Here is a 19,175-nt window from a genome sequence, read left to right on the forward strand (position 1 = left end):
GTTGTTCTTATTAGTCAGGTTGACCGCACACAGGGAACTGCTTACTTCTCCCGTGACTTCAGACTGCCGCAGTCACCCCGCTGACAGAACCGACCATAAAGCCAGCCCTCAAATACACCGCGCGGTTTACTAATCCGCCAGCCGTTACCGGCGCTACCGAGGGTGACAATGTTCACGCACAGACCAACGCCACTTGGCCCAGCGCGGCTTTGCAGTAGAATCCCCGCTTTGCGTTAACAGGCTGTTGCCATGATTGACCCCAAACGCGTGCTTCGCGCCTTAGCCGAGCACTGGAATATGCTGGAGCCTTTGTGCGACCACTTCGACCAAGGCACCTTGAGCCTGAGCGAGTTGCGCACGCGCCTTGGCGCTCAACTGGGCGACCACGAGCCACAAGCGATCACCGCGCTCATTGACCAGTGGCTCAAGCTCGACATTTTGATTGCGGTGGCCAAAAGCCCCAATCGCTTCGAGCTCAACGCGCAAATCCACGACTTTCTCGCCTACCTACGCAAAGAGCACCGCCTTGGCCTGTGCCTTGAAATCGAGGCCTACCTGCGTCACCTCGAACGTCTAGGGCAGTACATTGAAAGCGCGTTTGCCGCACGCGATGCGCAAGAGCTGGCACGCCAATTACGCCTGCTGGACATGCGCGTGCGTGACGTACTGAAGAAGCTCGGCAACGACGAACAAGCCCTGATCGGCGTGGCCGAGCGCGCCAAAACCAGCGACCGGCAAATCCCCCTGCGCCAGCGCTATGCCGAGGTATTGGCGACGTGGGACGAATACGTCGAGCCGATGATTCACTTGGTCAGCGCCAGTGGCCCGTTTGAAACCGGCATGCGTCAGGTCGAGAACACTTTGCTCAAGCTGTATGGCGAACAACAACGCCTCGGCACCTTGGTAGAAGACGACCTGATTCTGCGCGCCCAAGCACGCATCCTTGAGATGCAAGGCGCCGCCCAGCTCACCCTGCGCAAAGCCCGCGACCTGCTGTTGCCGCTGCGCGAAGAAGCGCGCCGGCACAACGCCGTCACTCGCGGAGCCGCACTGGCGCTATCGGCAATCCGTAAGCGCGGCCTAGACGCCGTACCGCAGGCAGCGCTGCCGCTGTTTACCCGTCCACAAAGCACCTTTTTAGGCAGCAGCAGCCAAGTTGAAAGCTATGTGTTTGCTTTGGCGCGCTTTGAAGCCAAGCCGGCCACCTTCCCCAAGGCAAGCCAGCGCCAGAGCCGCCCTGCCACGCGCGCACCGCTCACCGTCAAGGAAATGCTCGGCCGCGCCGAAGAGGCCTTGCCCGTGCCCGATTTGATGCAGTGGCTGATCGAGCACGAGCGCGAAGCCGGCAGTGATGAGCTGCTGTATTGGTTCTCGCGCTTAGCCCGTGACAGCCGTTTTAAGCGCGAACGCCTGCCCCGCGCCGCCTACCACACCCGTGAGCACCAGATCAGCCTGTGCTCGTACCAGTTGACCGAAAGCGAGACACCGTATGTCCGTTGATATTGCTGAACTGAGCTTGCTCGCGCCGATTTTTCGCGAGCTGTTTAAGGGCTACCACATCAGCCACCGCGACCATGAGCTGTTCGCCCAACTGAACAACCTGCAAGACGATTACCGCGCACTGTTTAAAGCCTTAGGCTTTGAGCTGGTGTGCGACCACCGTGGCTTTTACTACTTTGTGCCCGAACAAAGCGGCGCGCAGGTGAATAAAACCGCGCAACGCCTCGCCCTGTTTACCTTTATCGTGGTCGAGCACTTAGCCGATCAAAACCGTGACCCGCTGGCCGTCCTCGATGGCGGCAGCTTAGGCCGCGATGAGTTACCGGCGCTGTTTGATAAGTACCGCGAGCTGTTCTTGCAGGCGGAAATCATCAGCTTTGAAGAGTTGGACGAAAAAATCCTGCGTCGCTTGATTCAGCTGGGCTTCGCCCGCGAAGACAACGGCGTGTACCACTTCCTGCCGCCCATGCACCGCTTCCTCGATGTTTGCCTGAGCGTGCAACAAGACCGCGACTTGGCCGCCAGTTTAACCAGCGACTTACCCCTGCCTGCGCCCGTCATCAGCGACGACGAAGCGCTCGAGGACGACGCCCTCGATACTGCCAGCGCGGCGAGCGAGCCAGCCCCCACGCCAGCTGCCAGCAACGCAGACAATGCCGATGACGATGACGATGACGACGAATTAGCCCGCGCCATGGCAGAAGAACGTGCAGCCCAAGCGCTCGCCGCTGAGGAGGACAACGCATGAACCCCCGTTACGGCATCCGCCGTTTTGCCCTGCTCAACACCGCCGGCTACAGCCTAGGCGTATTTCCGCTGGAAAAGCCGTTATCGATTTACGGTGCCAACAACTTGGGCAAATCGGCGTCGATCAACGCCTTGCAGTTCCCGATTTTGGCGCGCATGTCCGACATGAGCTTTGGCAAGTACAGCCTTGAGCAGTCGCGCAAGTTCTACTTCGCCAGCGACACCAGCTACATCTTGGTGGAGCTGGAACTAGCCCACGGCCGCCATGTGATTGGTGTGGCCGGGCGCGGCCCCGGTGGCGGCTTTGGCCATCAGTTTTTTGTCTATCAAGGCGATCTGGATCTGGCGCATTACCAGAAAAACGGCACCTGCCTGCGCCAGCGCGAGTTGTTCGCCAACCTTGAGCGCGAAGGCATTGTCGCCCACGAGGTTAAACCTGAAGAGCTGCGCCGCTTGCTGGTCGGCGGCCACACCTCGATTCCGCTCGACCTGACGCTGATCCCGCTGCGCTCAACCAGCGAGCAAAGCCTGAAAACCTTCCGCGCGCTGTTTATCAACCTGCTGCACATGCGTGAAATCACCGCCGCCAAGCTCAAGCAACTGTTTCTGGATGCCTTTGAGCACAGCCTGCGCTCCGGCAGCGTCGACTACATTGCCGCCTGCGAAGAGGCTTTTCGCGATGTGCGCCGCATGGAGCAGGACTACCACGCACTGGTCACCGCCGGCCCCTTGATTGATGCACTCGCCGCCGGCGTGACTCAGCGCGACGTGCTGCGTGGGCGACTGCACAAGCTATCGCCCCTGCTCGATGTGTTGCTATCGAGCTGGCACGACTACGCCGACGCACGCAAAGAAGAACTGCTTGGCCTGCACGATCACCACCGCCAACAGCAAGACAGTCTGCAACAAGAACAACGCGGCACCACCGCCGAGCTGATGCGTTTGGAGCGCGATATTGCCGTGCTTGAACAGTGGCACGGCGACTATGAAGCACTGCAACAGCGCTTTGCCCTCGTCAACGACACCGCACAACTTGAACAGCAATTGCTCGCTGCCAAAGATGTTCACGATGACTTGGCTGGCGCCATTGCCCAGTCGCGTCAGTTCACCAGCGCCGACCTCGACGCCCGCGTGCGCGAGCTGGATAAACGCTTGAAAGAAGTCCGCGGCAAGCTCGAGCATGCCGACAACAACATCTATTCACGACTGCGCGAGGAGTTCACCCAAGCCGATGTCGAGCGTTTGATGCGCCTGTTCAACGGCGAGCTGTTCAGCCTGCCGCTGGCAGAAAAAGGCATCACCCTCGCGGGCGACGACTGGGTCCATAACCTTGAGCAGCTGCTCACACACTTCAGCGGCAACACCCTAACCTTGCCGGGCTTGAGCATCGATCTGTCGAGCATTGAGCCGCCGCAGCTGCAAGCTCTCTCCGACCGCACGGCGCTGCGCGACCAGAAAGATCGCCTCGAGCGCGAACTCAAACAACTGAAAACCCAGCAAGCGGTTGCCGCCGACATTGCCGCCAGCCGCGCTGAGGTCGAGCGCCTGTACCAAGCGGTACTCGAAGCGCAAAAAGCGCTGGAAGACTATCGCCGCCTGCAAAGCTTGCAGCAGCAAGCCGCCGAGCAAAGCGCGCAACTGGAGCAACTGTCTGCCGCGCGTGACGAGCGGGCGCGCACCAGCGACGCCTTTACCGAGCGCGTGCAACAGCTATCGGGCAAGATTCAGCTACTCAGTCGTCAGCTGGCGGACCTTGAGGCCAAAGAACGCACCCTCGAAGACGCCCTGCGCCGTCGGCAGATGCTACCGGCAGACTTACCGCTAGGGATTCGCTGTATCGACCCGGTGGATGACTCGCTCGACAACCTCTTGCCGCTGCTTAACGACTACCAAGACACCTGGCAGCAGCTGATGCGCATCGACCAACAAATCGATGCCCTGTACGCACAAGTGCGGCTCAAAGGTGTGGCTAAATTCGATAACGAAGAAGACCCCGAGCGCCGCCTAAAACTGCTGGTCAACGCCTACGCGCACCGCCAAGAAGAAGCCACCACGCTGGCCAAAGCGCGGCGCGCCGCGGTGACCGACATTGCCCGTACGCTGCGCAATATTCGTAACGACTACGACAACCTTGAGCACCAGCTGGGCCTGTTTAACCGCGAGATCAACCGGCGTCAGGTCTCCAACCTCGAAAGCTTCCGCATTGTGCTGGCCCCGCACCGCGAGGCGCTCAAGCACATCGACCAGATCATCCACAGCGCCAGCCAATACGAAGAAGGCGAAACCCTGTCGGTGTTCGACTTAAAAGCCAACCCCGATGAAGACGCGCGCAACGATGCCGCGCGCGACTTCCTCGCGCAGCTGGTCGCCGCCAATAACAACCAGCTTGGCCTGAAGGATTTGTTTGAGTTGGCGTTTGAGATCACCAAAGTCGGTGGCCAACCGGTGCTGCACACGGATATCGACGGCGCAGCGTCCAACGGCACCACCATGACCATCAAGGCGCTGACCAACATGTACCTGTTGCTGCACCTGATGGACCGCGAACAAGCCAGCCGTATTCGCCTGCCGTATTACTTGGATGAGGCCGCCGACATCGACGAGCGCAACCAACAAGCGCTGATCGAAACCAGCCAGCAGCTCGGCTTTGTGCCGATTCTGGCCTCGGTCAAGCCGCAAGTCTCTGCCGCCGTGGCGATCGATCTAGAGGGTGGCAGCACGCCGCAGGGGATTTATCTGGATGAGGCGGACTGGAAGTTTATCGAACGCCGCGAAGCCGCCCTCTCAGCACACACATCCGATACCACTGAACAGGCTGATTCCAGCATCACTTAACCAAGGTTTATCCGCGCAGGGGCAACATCCGCTTGAGGGTGTTGTCCTTGCGGATGGCGTGGTGCCATAGCGCAATCAGCGCATGTGCACCGATTAGCCAATAGCCCAATTTGGCCACGGTTTCGTGCCATTCGATCACCGTCTTAGCCAGCGCCTTATCCTCCCCAATCAGCACAGGAATGGCTAGGCCAAACGGCTCAATCGGCTTACCCCAACCGCTTAATGCCACCCACCCTGCCAACGGCAAGCCCAGCAAGATGGCATACAAAACCAAATGCCCGAGCTTAGCCAGCACCTGCATGCGGGGCTGCAAAGCCGGTTCAATCGCGGGGTGGGGTTGGCTAAAACGCCAGCTCATACGTAAGAGCGTCAGCGCCAAAATAGAAAAGCCGGCAAGAAAATGTGCTTGCTTCATTAAATCGCGTTCTACAGAGCCCTTAGGCCACAGGCCACGGTATTCCATCGTGAAATAAGCCACCATGACTAACAGAACGGTCAGCCAGTGCATGGCCATGCTGACACTGCCATAGCGTTTAAAGGTGTTATTGATCGACATTGCGCACTGCTCCAAAAAAGATAGCCACAGCCTATATGTACAACCTTAAATGAACCTTAAACCAAGCGCGTCAGCGGCCCACAAAACTGCCCTGGCCGATAGCCCATTAGAGCTAAATCGGTCATGAAACTCAGCGGCGCTTGGCTATCCAAAGCTTGCAAACGCCGCTCAAGCGCGGCAATGGGTAAGCGATAGCGATAAACACCTAAGGTCAGATGCGGGGTAAAGCGAAACTGATGCGCCGCCTCGCTATGCTGCGCTTTTAACTGCGTGCGCCATTGACTCACAACCTCCGGCACCTCCACCGCCACAAAGGGTGCATGAGCGAAGCTGCTTAGGTGACGCGTGCGGCACAGCACAGGCGCGTTATTCAGGCGTTTAAGCTGCTGCATTTGCTGACGCAGCTGTGCCCAGCTGCGTTCGTCCGCGTGATGCGCGCAGCGGGCGGGAAACCCCGCCACCGCTAAGGTGACATGCGCTTGACGGCGATAATGCGGGGCTAACCAAGGCGCTAAACCCGCTTGCAAACGCGCCAGATACGCCGCCACGGCTGGCTCGCGCGGCACTAACGCCCACACCGCAAACCAGCGCCGGCCTTGGTGCCAAGCGGCGGTGGGTTGCGGCCGCCACGGCGTGACCTGTCCTTCTACTAAGCGGCGCTGCCAATGCAGGCAGTCAGTCCGCTCAAGCATCGGCCCGCCATGCTGCCAGCCAGCCCAATGAATCTAAGGTAGCGCCTTGCGGGCGATACTCGGCGCTCAGCCAGCCGGTGTAGCCCACGGCATTCAAGGCCGCTTTGGCCGCAGCAAAGTCCAGTTTGCCAGTGCCGGGCTGACCACGACCGGGGTAATCGGCAAACTGTACATGGCCAATCTGCGCCCCCAATTGCTTGATGCACGCGGCGACGTCGAGCTTTTGTCGCGCCATGTGGTACAGGTCCAGCTGCGCTTTCACGTTCGGGTGTGCGGTGTGCTGCAACAGCGCTTGCAGATCATCGGGGGTGCTAACAGCAAAGCCTGGCAGGTCCAGCGGATTGATCGCCTCGGTGACCACGGCGATATCCAGCACGGCAAAGGCGGTGGCGGTTGTGTGCAGGTTGGCGGCCAAACAGGCCAGCGCGTCAGCCTCGCTGACATTGGCGACAAAACGGCCGGGCAACACGTTGACCCGTTCGGGTTTAACCACCTGCGCGTAGGCCAAAGCTTCGGCCAAGGCGGCAGCAAACGCCACTTGCTGATCCGGCACACAGGCCAACCCTGCGCCACCGGCTAACAAATCACCGGCCGGCACGTTGATCAACACCAAGGGCAGCTGCGCCGCCTGTAACGCCGCGCGCAATTCGGCAGCGGGTACGTCATAGGGGAACTGGATTTCCACCCCGTCAAAGCCTGCTTGCTTAGCGGCGGCCACACGCTCCAGCAACGGCAGCTCGGTAAACAATAGCGAGAGGTTGGCGCACAGCTTAATCATGCTCAGGGCTCCGGTGCAGGTACAGCAAAGTCGCGGGGTCTTGCTCGGCGTAGCCGTTGTCGCTGTGCCGGCGCATCAGGGTAGCGGCGGTATCTGCCATCGGCGCGCTGCTACCCTGCTCCAGACTCAGTTTTACCGCGGTATCTAAGTCTTTGCGCAAGGTGCGCACATGCCATTTAATCGGCTCAAACTCGCGCGCGGCCATTTGCGGGGCGAGGATTTGCAGCGGCTTGCTATCAGCAAACCCACCGGCTAATGCCGGCGCCAGCTGGGCGGCGTCGACACCGCAGCGCTCGGCCAGCGCCACCACTTCGGCAATCACCAAGGCATTGCAGGCCACCAGCATTTGGTTGCACACCTTGGTAACCTGCCCGGCCCCGACCTCGCCCATGCGCGTGACACGCTGGCTGAGGTGCGCAAGCAAGGGCCTGAGTGCGTCGATATCCGCCGCGGCACCACCGGCCATGACCACCAAACTGCCAGCCGCCGCGCCTTGCACGCCACCTGACACTGGCGCGTCGATCCACGGCACACCGCGCTCAGCCCACAAACGGGCAGCCATCTCGCACGTGGCGGTGGGCTCTAAACTGGAGAAATCCACCAGCCGCTGACCCGCGCGCAAATGCTGCGCTAAACCGTGCTCGGCAAACATCAACTCGCGCACGGCGTGCGTGTCCGCCAGGCACAGCATCAGCACATCACTGTGCTCGGCCAGCTCAGCCAAGCTTTGCGCATGCCGTGCGCCGGCTTGGCGCAGGGGTTCACACTTGCTGGGTGTGCGGTTAAATACCGTCAACGGCACGCCCGCAGCCAGTAACCGCTGGCACAGGGGTAAGCCCATCAGGCCGATTCCCGCAAAGCCTACTCGTAGCGTCATCGCTTGCTCTCTTGCCGTGCAACATGGCGCCCATGTTAAACGACAAACCCCAGCCTGCGCGGCTGGGGTTTGTCTGATTGCTTAAGGCAGTGACGCTATCGCAGCAGCCTTAGTGCTCCGGCTTAACGCGGAACCATGCGGCATACAGCGCTGGCAAGAACAGCAAGGTCAGCGCCGTGGCGACGATCAAGCCCCCCATGATCGCCACCGCCATCGGGCCAAAGAACACGCTGCGCGACAGCGGAATCATCGCCAGCACCGCCGCCAATGCGGTCAGCACGATGGGACGGAAGCGCCGCACGGTGGCCTCGATCGTGGCTTGATAACGGCTCAAACCGTCTTTCACATCCTGCTCGATCTGGTCGACCAGAATCACCGAGTTACGCATGATCATGCCCGACAAAGCGATGGTGCCCAGCATGGCCACAAAGCCAAACGGCTGCTGGAACAACAGCAAGAACAAGGTCACGCCGATCAAGCCCAGCGGCGCGGTGAGGAACACCATCAGCACGCGAGAGAAGCTCTTGAGCTGCATCATCAGCAAGGTCAGCACCACCACGATGAACAACGGGATCCCCGCCGCCACCGAGCCTTGGCCACGCGCGGAGTCTTCCACGGTACCACCGACACTCAGCAGATAGCCCTCCGGCAGCTTGGCTTGAATATCGCCCAAGCGACCGAGGATTTCCTTGGCCACTGTCGGCGGCTGCACATCGCTGTAGATATCGCCCCGCACGGTGACCGCCGGCAGACGATTACGACGCCAAATGATGCCTTCTTCGAAGCCGTATTCGAGCGTGGCAATTTGCGACAACGCCACGCTGCGGTTGGTCTCAGTCGGCACCGCCAAGCTCGATAACAGCTCCAGCTCACGGCGTTCTTTTTCAGGGCCGCGCAGCACGATATCGATCAGCTCGTTATCCTCACGATACTGGCTGACCGCCGCACCGGTGATGGCGCTTTGCAAGAAGTTAGACAAGCCCTGCGTACTCACGCCCAAGGCGCGCGCACGGTCTTGATCGACGTTCAGGCGAATCACCTTGCTGGGTTCTTCCCAGTCTAGGTGCACGTTGCTGACATGCGGGTTTTCCCGCACCTTGTCGGCCACTTCTCGTGCCAACGCCCGTACGGTAGCAATATGCTCGCCGGAAACTCGGAACTGCACCGGATAGCCTACCGGCGGGCCGTTCTCCAAGCGCGTCACACGGGTGCGCACATCGGGGAACTCTTCACGCAACGCATCAATCAACCACTTACGCAAACGCTCGCGGCTCTTGAGCGAGTCGGTCAGCACCACCACTTGGGCGAAGCTGGCGGCCGGCAACTGTTGATCCAACGGCAGGTAGAAGCGCGGTGAACCGGTGCCGACGTAAGCCACGTAGTTATCCACGCCTTTTTGCTCTTTGAGCATGGCTTCAAGCTTGGTTACTTGGGCTTGCGTGGCTTTCAGCGAGCTACCCTCGCTGAGTTTTAAGTCCACCATCAGCTCTAAACGCGCCGAGGCGGGGAAGAACTGTTGCTGCACAAAACGGAAGCCCACCACCGACAGCACGAACAGCACGAGGGTGATCAAGATGACCTTAAAGCGGTTCTCCACGCACCACGCCACCAAGCGGCGGAAGCGTTGGTAGAAGCCTGACGCATACGGATCGTGCTCTTTGCCATCGTGCAGCTTGGCCATATCCGGCAGCAGGCGGTCACCCAGATACGGGACAAACACCACCGCCGCGACCCACGACACCAACAGCGCAATGGTCACCACTTGGAAGATCGAGCGGGTGTATTCACCCGTGCCGGACTGCGCCGTGGCAATCGGCAAGAAGCCCGCCGCGGTGATCAAGGTGCCGGTCAGCATCGGGAACGCGGTACTGCTCCACGCGTAGCTAGCCGCCTTCATCCGACTGAAGCCTTGCTCCATTTTGATCGACATCATCTCCACCGCGATGATGGCGTCATCCACCAGCAGGCCCAGCGCCAACACCAAGGCGCCTAGCGAGATTTTGTGCAAACCGATGTTGAAGTAGTACATCAGCGCAAAGGTCATCGCCAATACCAGCGGGATGGACAACGCCACCACCAGACCGGCGCGCTTACCCAGCGAGAAGAAACTCACCAGCAAAACAATCGCCACGGCTTCGAACAACACGCGGACAAACTCACCGACGCCGGTTTTAACCGCCGCAGGCTGGTCCGACACCTTGTTCAGCGCCATCCCCACCGGCAAAGACTCTTGCAGACGGGCAAACTCGCTTTCTAGCTCAGCTCCGAGGCGCAGGATGTCGCCACCGTCTTTCATCGACACGGCAATCGCCAACGCATCCTCGCCCATAAAGCGCACGCGCGGGGCCGGCGGATCAGCAAAGCCGCGATAGACCTTGGCCACATCGGCAATGCGGAAGGTGCGCTCGCCAAAGCGGATCGGGAACTGCTCGATCTCTTCAACCGTGGAAAAACGCCCCGACACGCGCAAATGAATGCGGTCGCTGGGCGTTTCAAAATAACCCGACGAAGCCACCGCGTTTTGCTGTTCCAGCGCTTGCTGCACGGCGGTTAATGGCAAGCCAAGGGTGGCCATTTTGGTGTTGGACAGTTCAATCCAAATCTTCTCGTCTTGCAGACCGAGGATTTCCACCTTGCCAACGTTTTGCACGCGTTGCAGGTGCAGCTGCAAGCGGTCGGCGTAATCTTTCAGCACCGCGTAGTCAAAACCTTCGCCGGTCAGCGCGTAGATGTTGCCGTAGGTGGTGCCGAACTCGTCATTAAAAAACGGCCCAATCGCCTCGCTCGGCAAGGTATGGCGAATGTCATTCACCTTCTTGCGAATCTGGTACCACAGATTGGGAATGTCTTTAGAGTGCATGCTGTCGCGCGCCACAAAGGTGACTTGCGACTCGCCCGGGCGCGAGAACGAGATGATCTTGTCGAACTCGCCGGTTTCCATCAGTTTCTTTTCGATGCGCTCGGTCACTTGACGCGAGACATCTTCGGCACTGGCGCCCGGCCAAATGGTGCGCACCACCATGGCTTTAAAGGTGAAAGGCGGGTCTTCACTCTGGCCTAAGCGGTCGTAAGCAAACACGCCGGCCAAGGCCAACAGCAGCATCATGTAGCGCACCAGCTCGCGGTTACGCAGTGCCCATGCAGACAAGTTAAAACGCGACATGGACTTATTCCTCCGCTACGACAGACAGCGGGCGGTTGGCACGATCAACCGGCTTAACTTTTTGCCCGTCACGCAGCAGTTGAACGCCAGCGGCGACGACAAAGTCAGCGGCGCTTAAACCTTCCAACACTGGCACTTGGCGCTCACCAAATATGCCGACGCGCACCGCCGTCTTCTTCACCGTCGACGTCGCTTGATCCAGCACATAAACGAAAGCGGCACCGTCTTCAGCGCTCACCGCCGATAACGGCACGCCAATGCTCGCGTCATCGCCAACCAAAAAGTACACCCGCGCGCTCTGGCCTAATTCAACCGGCACCTTGTTATCAAGAAAAGCCACTCGCGCGGCGTAAGTGCGCGTGACCGGGTCTGCCGCCGGGGCCAACTCGCGCAGTTTGCCGATAAAGCGCACGCCGGGTTTAGTCCACAGTTCTACGCCCACTTCTTGGCCTAGCTTGAACGCTTCAATACCTTGTTCGGGCAGGTTAATCGCCACCTCACGTTCGCCATCGGTGGCTAGGGTGAACACCGTCTGACCGGCATTGACCACCTGACCCGACTCAACCAAGCGGCGCGCAATCACACCGTCGCTGCCGGCACGCAGCACGGCGTAATCACTCTGATTTTTGGCCACATCCAGCTCGGCGCGCATTTGCTTGGCGCGAGCGGCGGCGGCTTTATAGATGTTTTCAGCGTTCTCAAACTGCGAACGGCTGACTAACTGACGCGACACCAGCTTGCCGTAACGATCGCGCTCGGAGCGCGCCAAGTTTAAGTCAGCCTCGGCGGCCGCCAGTTGCGCCTGCGCGGCCTGCAAGCGCAGGCTGACGTCTTCGGCGTTCAACTCGGCCAGCGGTTGATCTTTCTTAACCCGCTCACCGACTTCGACCAAACGACGCGCCACTTTGCCGGCAATGCGGAAGGCCAGCTCAGGCTCATAACGCGCGCGCACTTCACCGGGATAGGTTTCCTGCACGCCACCCACCGGCTCAGGCTGCACAAACATGGCAGGGCGCACGGCTTTCTCGACCGGCTCTTGCTGACCACAGGCCGCCAGCAAAGCCCCTAGGCTAACCAGCAGCGTGAGTTTTGCGAGGGGCTGTAACATGGGCTTCAACATAAGTTCGGCTTCCCACCAATCTATCGATACCCCAGCGCACTGGGATTATTTATACTGACGAGTATACTAAGATTACGAAACTTATCAGTCCAGTATTAAAAAGCGCATGAGCATGACAAAAAAGCCACGTCAGAAGCCAGGACGGCCAAAAGATCTTGAGAAGAAGCAAGCCGTATTGGACGCGGCCAAATCGCTATTTCTCAGCCAAGGCTACGATGCCACCAGTATGGACGCTATTGCGCAAGCGGCCGGGGTTTCTAAGCTCACGCTGTACAGTCACTTCAGTGATAAAGACAACTTGTTCAGCCAGTCGGTGCGCTCGCACTGCGAAGCACAAATGCCGTCGGAGTTGTTTCGCCTCAAGCCCGATCAAGATATCGCCGAGCAGCTTGGCAGCATCGCCAAGGCCCTGGTCGCCCTCATCTACGATCCGGAAGCCGTTGCCCTGCACCGCTTAATCATTGCCGCGTCACAAAAAGACAACCGCCTTGCCCATCTGTTTTTTGATGCCGGCCCCAAGCGCATGCTGGGTGAGCTAAACAGCCTGCTGCGCGCTGCCTGCGACGCCGGTTATTTGGTGATCCCCGATACCGAGCAAGCTGCGGATGAGTTTTTTTGCTTGGTGAAAGGTTTGCGGCACATGCGCATTCTCACCGGTTGCAGCGAAGTCCCTGCCTCGCTGCACGAACTGACTCACCTTGAGAGTGCTCTGGCGTTATTTCTCAAGGCCTATCGCGCCTAACACCCATCGTTTAACGCATCGCTGTTTAACGTAACAAAGCCGCTTAAAGGCGGCTTTGTTACGTTAAGGCACCCTCAAAAGGCGTCTAACCGAACACTTTCGCCTGCTGCAAAGCGGTGATTTGCGCCGTTGAAAGCCCCAGCTCGCCAAGCACCTCTTGGCTATGCGCGCCGACGTTGACCCCGGCAAACCGCGCCGCTGGTAACGGTTCGGCAAAACGGATAGGGCAAGCCACTTGCGCTTGCGCCCCTTGCGCCTCTTGCGCCAAAGGCACTGACTGCACCAAACCGCGCGCCTTGATCTGTGGATGCTCGCAAGCCTCGGCCAGACTCAGCACCGGCTCTACACAGGCATCTATTTCGGCAAACACGCGCTGCCAGTGTGCGCCGTCTTGCTCAGCAAAGGCTTGAGCCAAGGCAATTTTAAGCTGCTGTTGCACCTCCGGCCGCTGATCCAAGCCTTGCTTGGCCAGCTCGGGCTTACCGAGGGCCGCGCACAACGGCTGCATAAACTGTGGCTCTAAGCTGCCCACGGCAAACCACTGACCGTCGCGGGCTTGGTAATAGTCGTAAAAGCTGCCGCCGTTTAACGCATGGCTTTCACGCGCAGGCTCGACGCCGGCCGCCAAGTAACCGGCGGCGCTCATGGCATTCAAACTAAAGGCGCAGTCGGTCATGCTGATATCGACAAAATCGCCTTGGCCCGTCGCTTGTCGCTTAATCACGGCCGCCAAAATGCCAACCACGCCGTGCAGCGAGCCGCCGGCCACATCCGCCACCTGCAACCCCAACGGTAACGGCCCTTGCTCGGCGCGGCCGGTATAACTACTGCTGCCAGACAAAGCGAGATAGTTAATGTCATGCCCTGCACGATCTTTATACGGCCCGGTTTGCCCGTAGCCGGTGATGGCGCAGTAGATCAGCTGCGGATTGACCACCTTGAGGGCGGCATAACCGACGCCCAACTTATCCATCACACCGGGGCGAAATTGATCCAGCACGATGTCGTAGTCTTGCACCAACCGTTTGACCAACTCGATCGCCTCGGGCTTTTTTAGGTCCAGCGCCAGTGAGCGTTTATTCCGATTCAGATAGGCATGACTGGCAGAAATCCCGCGATCATGTGGCGGCAACAGGCGCAGCAAATCCATGCGCGTGGGCGACTCAATACGCAGCACCTCAGCGCCCATATCGGCCAACATCATCGAGGCAAACGGCCCCGGTAGCAGGGTCGAGAAATCCAGTACTTTTAATCCTGCAAGCGGTGCACTCATGCCGGCTCTCCCATGCGTTGTGTGTGTTTGGCCTGCCAAAGTACCGGCTGCTCAGGCTTTAGCTCAGCGAGCGATTCGGCAAACAGGCTTTCCAGATGATTACGGCGAATTTTCAAGGTTGGCGTCATGCAACCGTTGTCGATCGTCCACGGTTGACTCACCACATAAACAAATCGTACCCGTTCATGCGCCAGCAACTGACGATTCGCATGCGCTAAATGCTCGCCCAAGCGCTGCTCAATCTCTGCCTGCGATAGTTCAGCACTGACCGGCGACAGCTCCAGCAACGCGACAGGTTGATCCATACCGCTGCCCAGCACACACACTTGTTCGACCAGCTCGCAGGCGGCAAACCACCCCTCAATGGGCGCAGGGGCCACATATTTGCCTTTGCTGGTTTTGAAGATGTCTTTAACCCGACCGGTGATTTTCAAGTAGCCGTCACTATCGAGCTCACCCTTATCGCCGGTGTGCAGCCAGCCATCGATAAGGGTTTCGGCGGTTTTTTCCGGCTCAAGGTAATAGCCCTGCATGAGCGAGCGACTGCGGAACAAAATCTCGCCAGCCTCGCTGATGCGCACTTCATTATTGGGCATGGCCTTCCCCACCGTGCCATGGCGAATATGCCCCGGCAGATTAAAGCAGCCATAGGCCATGTTCTCACTCATGCCGTAGCCCTCATTAAGGTGCAGACCTAAACGGGCGTACCACTCAAGCAAGCTCCGCGAGATCGGCGCTGCGCCGGTGACCATAATGCGCGCTGCATTCAAGCCCAGCGCCAAGCGAATCTTGCGCGCCACTAAACGCTTAATCAGTGGCAACTTAAGCAATCTATCCAACTTAGCGGGCGGCATTTTTTCCAGCACACCCTGTTGAAAGCGCGTCCAGAGGCGCGGCACGGAGAAAAACACCGTGGGCTGCACGGCACGCAAATTATCGGCAAAGGTCTCCAACGACTCAGCAAAGCTCACCGGCGCGCCACTGTAGAGACTGTTCATTTCCACCATAAAGCGCTCAGCCACGTGACTTAACGGCAGATATGAGAAAAAACGGTCATCGCCCGTGATCTGCATATGCGCCACCGCTTGCGTTGCAGCAAACGCCATGGTGCGTGGACTGTGCATTACCCCCTTCGGACTGCCTGTGGTACCCGAGGTATACACAATGGTGGCCAACGCCTCCGCTTGCTGCACGTGCAGCTGTTCCAGCGGCAACGGCGCATGTGCCTGCAGGGCACTCCAGCTGTGCGCGCAGGGTAAATCATGCTGGATAAAGCCAAGGCGCAGTACCGACTCAGGAATACCTTGCTCAATGCCTGGCTGCTCATCCAAGCGCCCCACAAAGAGCGCTTTGCACTGCGCGTGCGCCAACACATACCGCAAACCATCGGCTGATTGTGCCGGATACAAGGGCACACTGACCAAACCCGCCATCATCACGGCCAAATCGCTTATAAACCACTCGGCACAGTTTTTACCCCAAATCGCGACCCGATCACCCGGCGCGCAACCGAGCGCTAGCAACCCCGCCGCTACACGCCGAGCTTGCTGATCTACCTCAGCCCAAGTGAGTTCGTGCCACGCGCTGCCGTGCGCTTGGCGCAACCACGTTCGCTCTGGGTGTTGGGTAACTTGCTGGCGAAACTTCGCCAGGGGTAAGGTTTCCATACGGTGCCCGCCTGCGTTGCTGTGTTGTTTTTGTTCTAATGGGTTTCACGCTAAAAACACCCTGAGCCGGCCTTGCAATGTTTGAAAGGCCCGCGCTTAGGTCCATGACGTGAATCGTGATTCAGACTATGAAGCCCACGCCGTCGGCTCAATGACAGCAACGCTCAACCCCATTGACCCAATCGGTCAACCACGAGATTCGTTATGCCTGAAGCTACTGTGCCACTGCATTTTGTTCGCGCCGCCTTACGTGGCGCCGAACGTCGTGGTGTCGACAGCCATAGCCTGTTGCAACGCGCCGGCATTCGCCCGGCGCTGTTGAATGATGAGCGCTCACGCATTGCGCCCAAGCCCTACACGCGCTTGATTCAACTGCTGTGGGAGGTACTGGACGACGAATACATGGGCTTTGGCCAAAGCCTTAGTAAGCGCGGCACCTTTGGCATGATGTGTTTGACCATCATCCACTGCCGCACGTTAGAGCGTGCCCTGCTACGCGGCAGCCGCTTCTACGCGCTGTTCCCAGAAGCACCGCGCATCAGCTTACGGCTTGAGGGCGAGTTGGCGTACTTAAGCTACGAAGACACTGGCCACTTCGATCCCGATCACTTTCTCTGCGAATCCCTTCTGGTGATCTGGCACCGTTTGGGCAGCTGGTTGATTGGCCAACGTATTCCCTTACAAGCGGCGCACTTTGCCTATCCAAAGCCTGCGCACGGCGATGAATATCGCCTGCTGTTCCCCTGCCCCACTCATTTTGACCAAACCCACACCAGCTTGGTGTTTCACCGCCGTTATCTCGACATGCCGCTGCTACAAGACGAGCGCACGCTGAAGGAGTTTCTCAAACACTCGCCCGCAGACTTGCTGTCGCGCCCCGATGACGGTAGTAGCCTTCACGGCAAACTCCGGCGCTTACTGGGCCGCGACTGCCGCCATTGGCCCGACCTTGAACAAGCCGCCGAGCAGCTGCACATGAGCCCGCAAACCTTGCGCCGCCATCTGCGCGAAGAAGGCGCCAGCTTTCAGGAACTCAAAGACCAATTACGCCGCGACCTAGCCATCTACCTGCTGGAGCGCGCCGAACTCAGCCTGCAAGACATCAGCGCGCAATTGGGCTTTTCTGAACCCTCGGCCTTTCATCGCGCCTTCAAAAAATGGACCGGACAAACCCCCGGCACCTACCGCGACAGCGAGCATTAAGCATGCGCGTATTGATCGCACCGGACGCCTTCAAAGACAGCCTAAGTGCGGAGCAAGCAGCCCAAGCGATTGCCGAAGGCTGGCAGAGAGCCAGGCCTTGCGACCCACTCATCTTGCAGCCGATGGCCGACGGTGGCGAAGGCAGCCTTGAGGTATTGCTCAGCGCCTGCGGCGGCACCCGCTTACAGCACCGCGTCTGCGGGCCGCTCGGCGAGCCGGTGATGGCGCAGTGGGCGCTACTCAACGATGGCTGCGCGGTGATTGAACTGGCCCAAGCCAGTGGTATTCAGCACTTAAGCCAAGCACAGCGCGATGCATTGCACACGACCAGCTTTGGCACCGGCGAGCTGATCGCCCAGGCTTTAAACCACGGCGCCCGTTCGCTCTTGATGACCTTAGGGGGCAGCGCCTGCAACGATGGCGGCGCTGGGCTGTTGCAAGCACTCGGCGCTCGGCTACTCGATCACAACGGCGCCGAGCTGCCCCGCGGCGGTGCGGCATTAAGCGCACTGGCCAGCATTGATCTCGCGGCGGTGCCGGCAACGCTACGACACATCCCGATCCACCTCGCGTGTGATGTCGATAACCCCTTGTGTGGGCCGCGCGGTGCCAGCACGGTCTTCGGTCCACAAAAAGGCGCCAGCCCTGCGCAAGTTCAACAGCTGGAACAAGCACTGAGTCAATTTGCCCACGTGCTCAGCCACGCTTGCGGGCGTGATCTGCGTGACCACCCCGGTGCCGGCGCGGCAGGGGACAGCGCTTTTGCCTTGCTCAGCCTTTGCCCGCAAGCCAAGTTAAGCCCAGGCTTGAACCTGATTGCCGAGCGCGTTGGCTTTGCCCAGCACTTGCGTCAGTGTGACCTGCTCATCACCGGCGAAGGTCGCTTAGACGGACAAAGTTTGGCCGGCAAAACGCCGGTCGCGCTAGCACGCCTTGCGCAAGCGCAGAACATCCCCTGCATTGCGTTGTGCGGTAGCGTGGATGATGCGCAGAACGCGCTGGGCAACCACGGCATCAGCGCCGCTTTTAGCCTGTGCCAGCAGCCGCTGACCTTGGCGCAGGCGATTGCCAAGGCCGCACCGCTGCTCAGCCAACTCGCCAGCCAAGTGGCGCAGGTGTATTCCCTTCACACCACGCCCAAGCGATCAAACACCTGCAAAAACACCTCAGGCTCTGGGCGCACTCGGTAGTTATCGGTTAAGTCGAGATAGCGCACCACGCCCGCCGCATCGGTAATGATCACCGTCGGCAGCACCGTATCGCTGTCATAACCCAAGGCCTCTAAACCAGCGGGCGTACCGGCTTGGGCAAAAATATCCAACTGTTTGGCTGCCGCGCCGCCTTCATCCAGCAAAAACTGCATGGGAGCCTCAAAGCGGGCCGCCAGCTGCGCCGTGTGCGCTTGTGCTTGCGGGCTAATCAGCCGCACCTTGACCCCGCGCCGTTCTAGCTCACGGTATTGCGCAGCCACTTCTTGGATTTGCGCCATGCACAAGGGGCACCAATTACCGCGAAAGAACAGCAGCAAGTTGGCCTGCCCTTGCCAATCGGCACTGCTGATCAGCGACCCATCCACTGTGCGCAGCGAAAACGCCGGCAACGCTCGGCCAACCACCAGATGAGCATTATCCCCACGCCCTAACCATGAATACCAAAAAACGTAACCCGCCCACCCCAACAGCGCACCCACACTGACCAGTAACGGCGGCCACACGGGCAGCGCCAAGGCACTCAACACCACCCCTGCACCAATCGCCAACCAGTACCCCGGCAACAGCGCCGAAGTCCGCGCCGTTGGCTGCAAAAATAAACGCAGGAAAAAAACCAGACCCGAAGCGCACGTCAGCGCGGCCCCCAGCCAAGCTAAACCGCCGCTGAGCGACCACTGCCAGCCACTGAACAACAGCGCGAGTGGCAACACGCTCAAATACGCAGAAATATACAAACGCTTTAACACAGACCCGACTCCTTAAGCGTCATGCGCTTAGCGCAGACTCATACACAACCAACAATAATTTGATT

Annotated in this window: 15 protein-coding genes; 6 read left to right on the plus strand and 9 right to left on the minus strand. The window is 59.3% G+C overall.

All coding sequences use genetic code 11. The features are described from left to right. Positions 1–249: 249 nt before the first annotated feature. Genes mksB through MKI83_RS12125 form a run of 3 tightly spaced genes read left to right on the plus strand, consistent with a single transcriptional unit; the run spans position 250 to position 5,082 of the window. Positions 250–1,500, plus strand: a complete 1,251-nt coding sequence (gene mksB, locus MKI83_RS12115) for an Mks condensin complex protein MksB (RefSeq protein WP_241586609.1) — start codon at positions 250–252, stop codon at positions 1,498–1,500. Beyond that, positions 1,490–2,248 carry an Mks condensin complex protein MksE gene (mksE, locus tag MKI83_RS12120; protein ID WP_241586611.1) on the plus strand — a complete coding sequence of 253 codons (759 nt, stop codon included), beginning with the start codon at positions 1,490–1,492 and terminating at the stop codon, positions 2,246–2,248. The genes mksB and mksE overlap by 11 nt, the downstream gene beginning before the upstream one ends. Further along, positions 2,245–5,082, plus strand: coding sequence for an Mks condensin complex protein MksF (locus MKI83_RS12125; protein ID WP_241586613.1), 2,838 nt, complete (start codon positions 2,245–2,247; stop codon positions 5,080–5,082). The genes mksE and MKI83_RS12125 overlap by 4 nt, the downstream gene beginning before the upstream one ends. 7 nt (positions 5,083–5,089) lie before the next feature. Here MKI83_RS12125 and MKI83_RS12130 read toward each other — a convergent pair whose 3' ends face one another. From MKI83_RS12130 to MKI83_RS12155, 6 genes are read right to left on the minus strand one after another with little or no spacing between them, the layout of a single operon-like run. After that, positions 5,090–5,638, minus strand: coding sequence for a cytochrome b (locus MKI83_RS12130; RefSeq protein WP_241586615.1), 549 nt, complete (start codon positions 5,636–5,638; stop codon positions 5,090–5,092). 56 nt (positions 5,639–5,694) lie between these two features. Continuing rightward, positions 5,695–6,330, minus strand: coding sequence for a 2'-5' RNA ligase family protein (locus MKI83_RS12135; protein WP_241586617.1), 636 nt, complete (start codon positions 6,328–6,330; stop codon positions 5,695–5,697). Then, complete coding sequence (locus MKI83_RS12140; RefSeq protein ID WP_241587064.1) at positions 6,323–7,105, minus strand: hydroxypyruvate isomerase family protein; 783 nt, start codon at positions 7,103–7,105, stop codon at positions 6,323–6,325. Before MKI83_RS12140 ends, MKI83_RS12135 begins: the two co-directional genes overlap by 8 nt. Then, positions 7,101–8,063 carry an NAD(P)-dependent oxidoreductase gene (locus MKI83_RS12145; RefSeq protein ID WP_241587067.1) on the minus strand — a complete coding sequence of 321 codons (963 nt, stop codon included), beginning with the start codon at positions 8,061–8,063 and terminating at the stop codon, positions 7,101–7,103. Before MKI83_RS12145 ends, MKI83_RS12140 begins: the two co-directional genes overlap by 5 nt. Before the next feature lie 31 nt (positions 8,064–8,094). Next, a complete protein-coding gene (locus MKI83_RS12150; protein ID WP_241586619.1) occupies positions 8,095–11,148 on the minus strand; it encodes an efflux RND transporter permease subunit in 3,054 nt (1,017 codons plus the stop codon). Between the two features lie 4 nt (positions 11,149–11,152). After that, positions 11,153–12,256 carry an efflux RND transporter periplasmic adaptor subunit gene (locus MKI83_RS12155; protein ID WP_241586621.1) on the minus strand — a complete coding sequence of 368 codons (1,104 nt, stop codon included), beginning with the start codon at positions 12,254–12,256 and terminating at the stop codon, positions 11,153–11,155. A 124-nt stretch (positions 12,257–12,380) separates the two neighbouring features. Here MKI83_RS12155 and MKI83_RS12160 point away from each other — a divergent pair, with 124 nt between their 5' ends. Next, entirely contained in the window at positions 12,381–13,010 is a 630-nt protein-coding gene (locus MKI83_RS12160) for a TetR/AcrR family transcriptional regulator (RefSeq protein WP_241586623.1), read from the plus strand. Between the two features lie 85 nt (positions 13,011–13,095). Here MKI83_RS12160 and MKI83_RS12165 read toward each other — a convergent pair whose 3' ends face one another. Together MKI83_RS12165 and MKI83_RS12170 are read right to left on the minus strand one after the other, a co-directional pair. Then, positions 13,096–14,283, minus strand: coding sequence for a CaiB/BaiF CoA transferase family protein (locus MKI83_RS12165; protein ID WP_241586625.1), 1,188 nt, complete (start codon positions 14,281–14,283; stop codon positions 13,096–13,098). Further along, entirely contained in the window at positions 14,280–15,950 is a 1,671-nt protein-coding gene (locus MKI83_RS12170; protein ID WP_241586627.1) for an AMP-binding protein, read from the minus strand. Before MKI83_RS12170 ends, MKI83_RS12165 begins: the two co-directional genes overlap by 4 nt. 204 nt (positions 15,951–16,154) lie before the next feature. On the opposite strand from MKI83_RS12170, the gene MKI83_RS12175 reads away from it, so the two are divergent. After that, positions 16,155–17,153: an AraC family transcriptional regulator gene (locus MKI83_RS12175; protein WP_241586629.1), complete on the plus strand. Its 999-nt coding sequence runs from the start codon at positions 16,155–16,157 to the stop codon at positions 17,151–17,153. A 2-nt stretch (positions 17,154–17,155) separates the two neighbouring features. Further along, on the plus strand, positions 17,156–18,343 hold the full coding sequence (locus tag MKI83_RS12180; protein ID WP_241586631.1) for a glycerate kinase: 1,188 nt from the start codon (positions 17,156–17,158) through the stop codon (positions 18,341–18,343). Here MKI83_RS12180 and MKI83_RS16950 read toward each other — a convergent pair. Further along, positions 18,280–19,110, minus strand: a complete 831-nt coding sequence (locus MKI83_RS16950) for a peroxiredoxin family protein (protein ID WP_241586633.1) — start codon at positions 19,108–19,110, stop codon at positions 18,280–18,282. The genes MKI83_RS12180 and MKI83_RS16950 overlap by 64 nt on opposite strands. Positions 19,111–19,175 lie beyond the last annotated feature (65 nt).

The organism is Atopomonas sediminilitoris, from assembly GCF_022601735.1.
In the GTDB taxonomy this organism is placed as follows: domain Bacteria; phylum Pseudomonadota; class Gammaproteobacteria; order Pseudomonadales; family Pseudomonadaceae; genus Atopomonas; species Atopomonas sediminilitoris.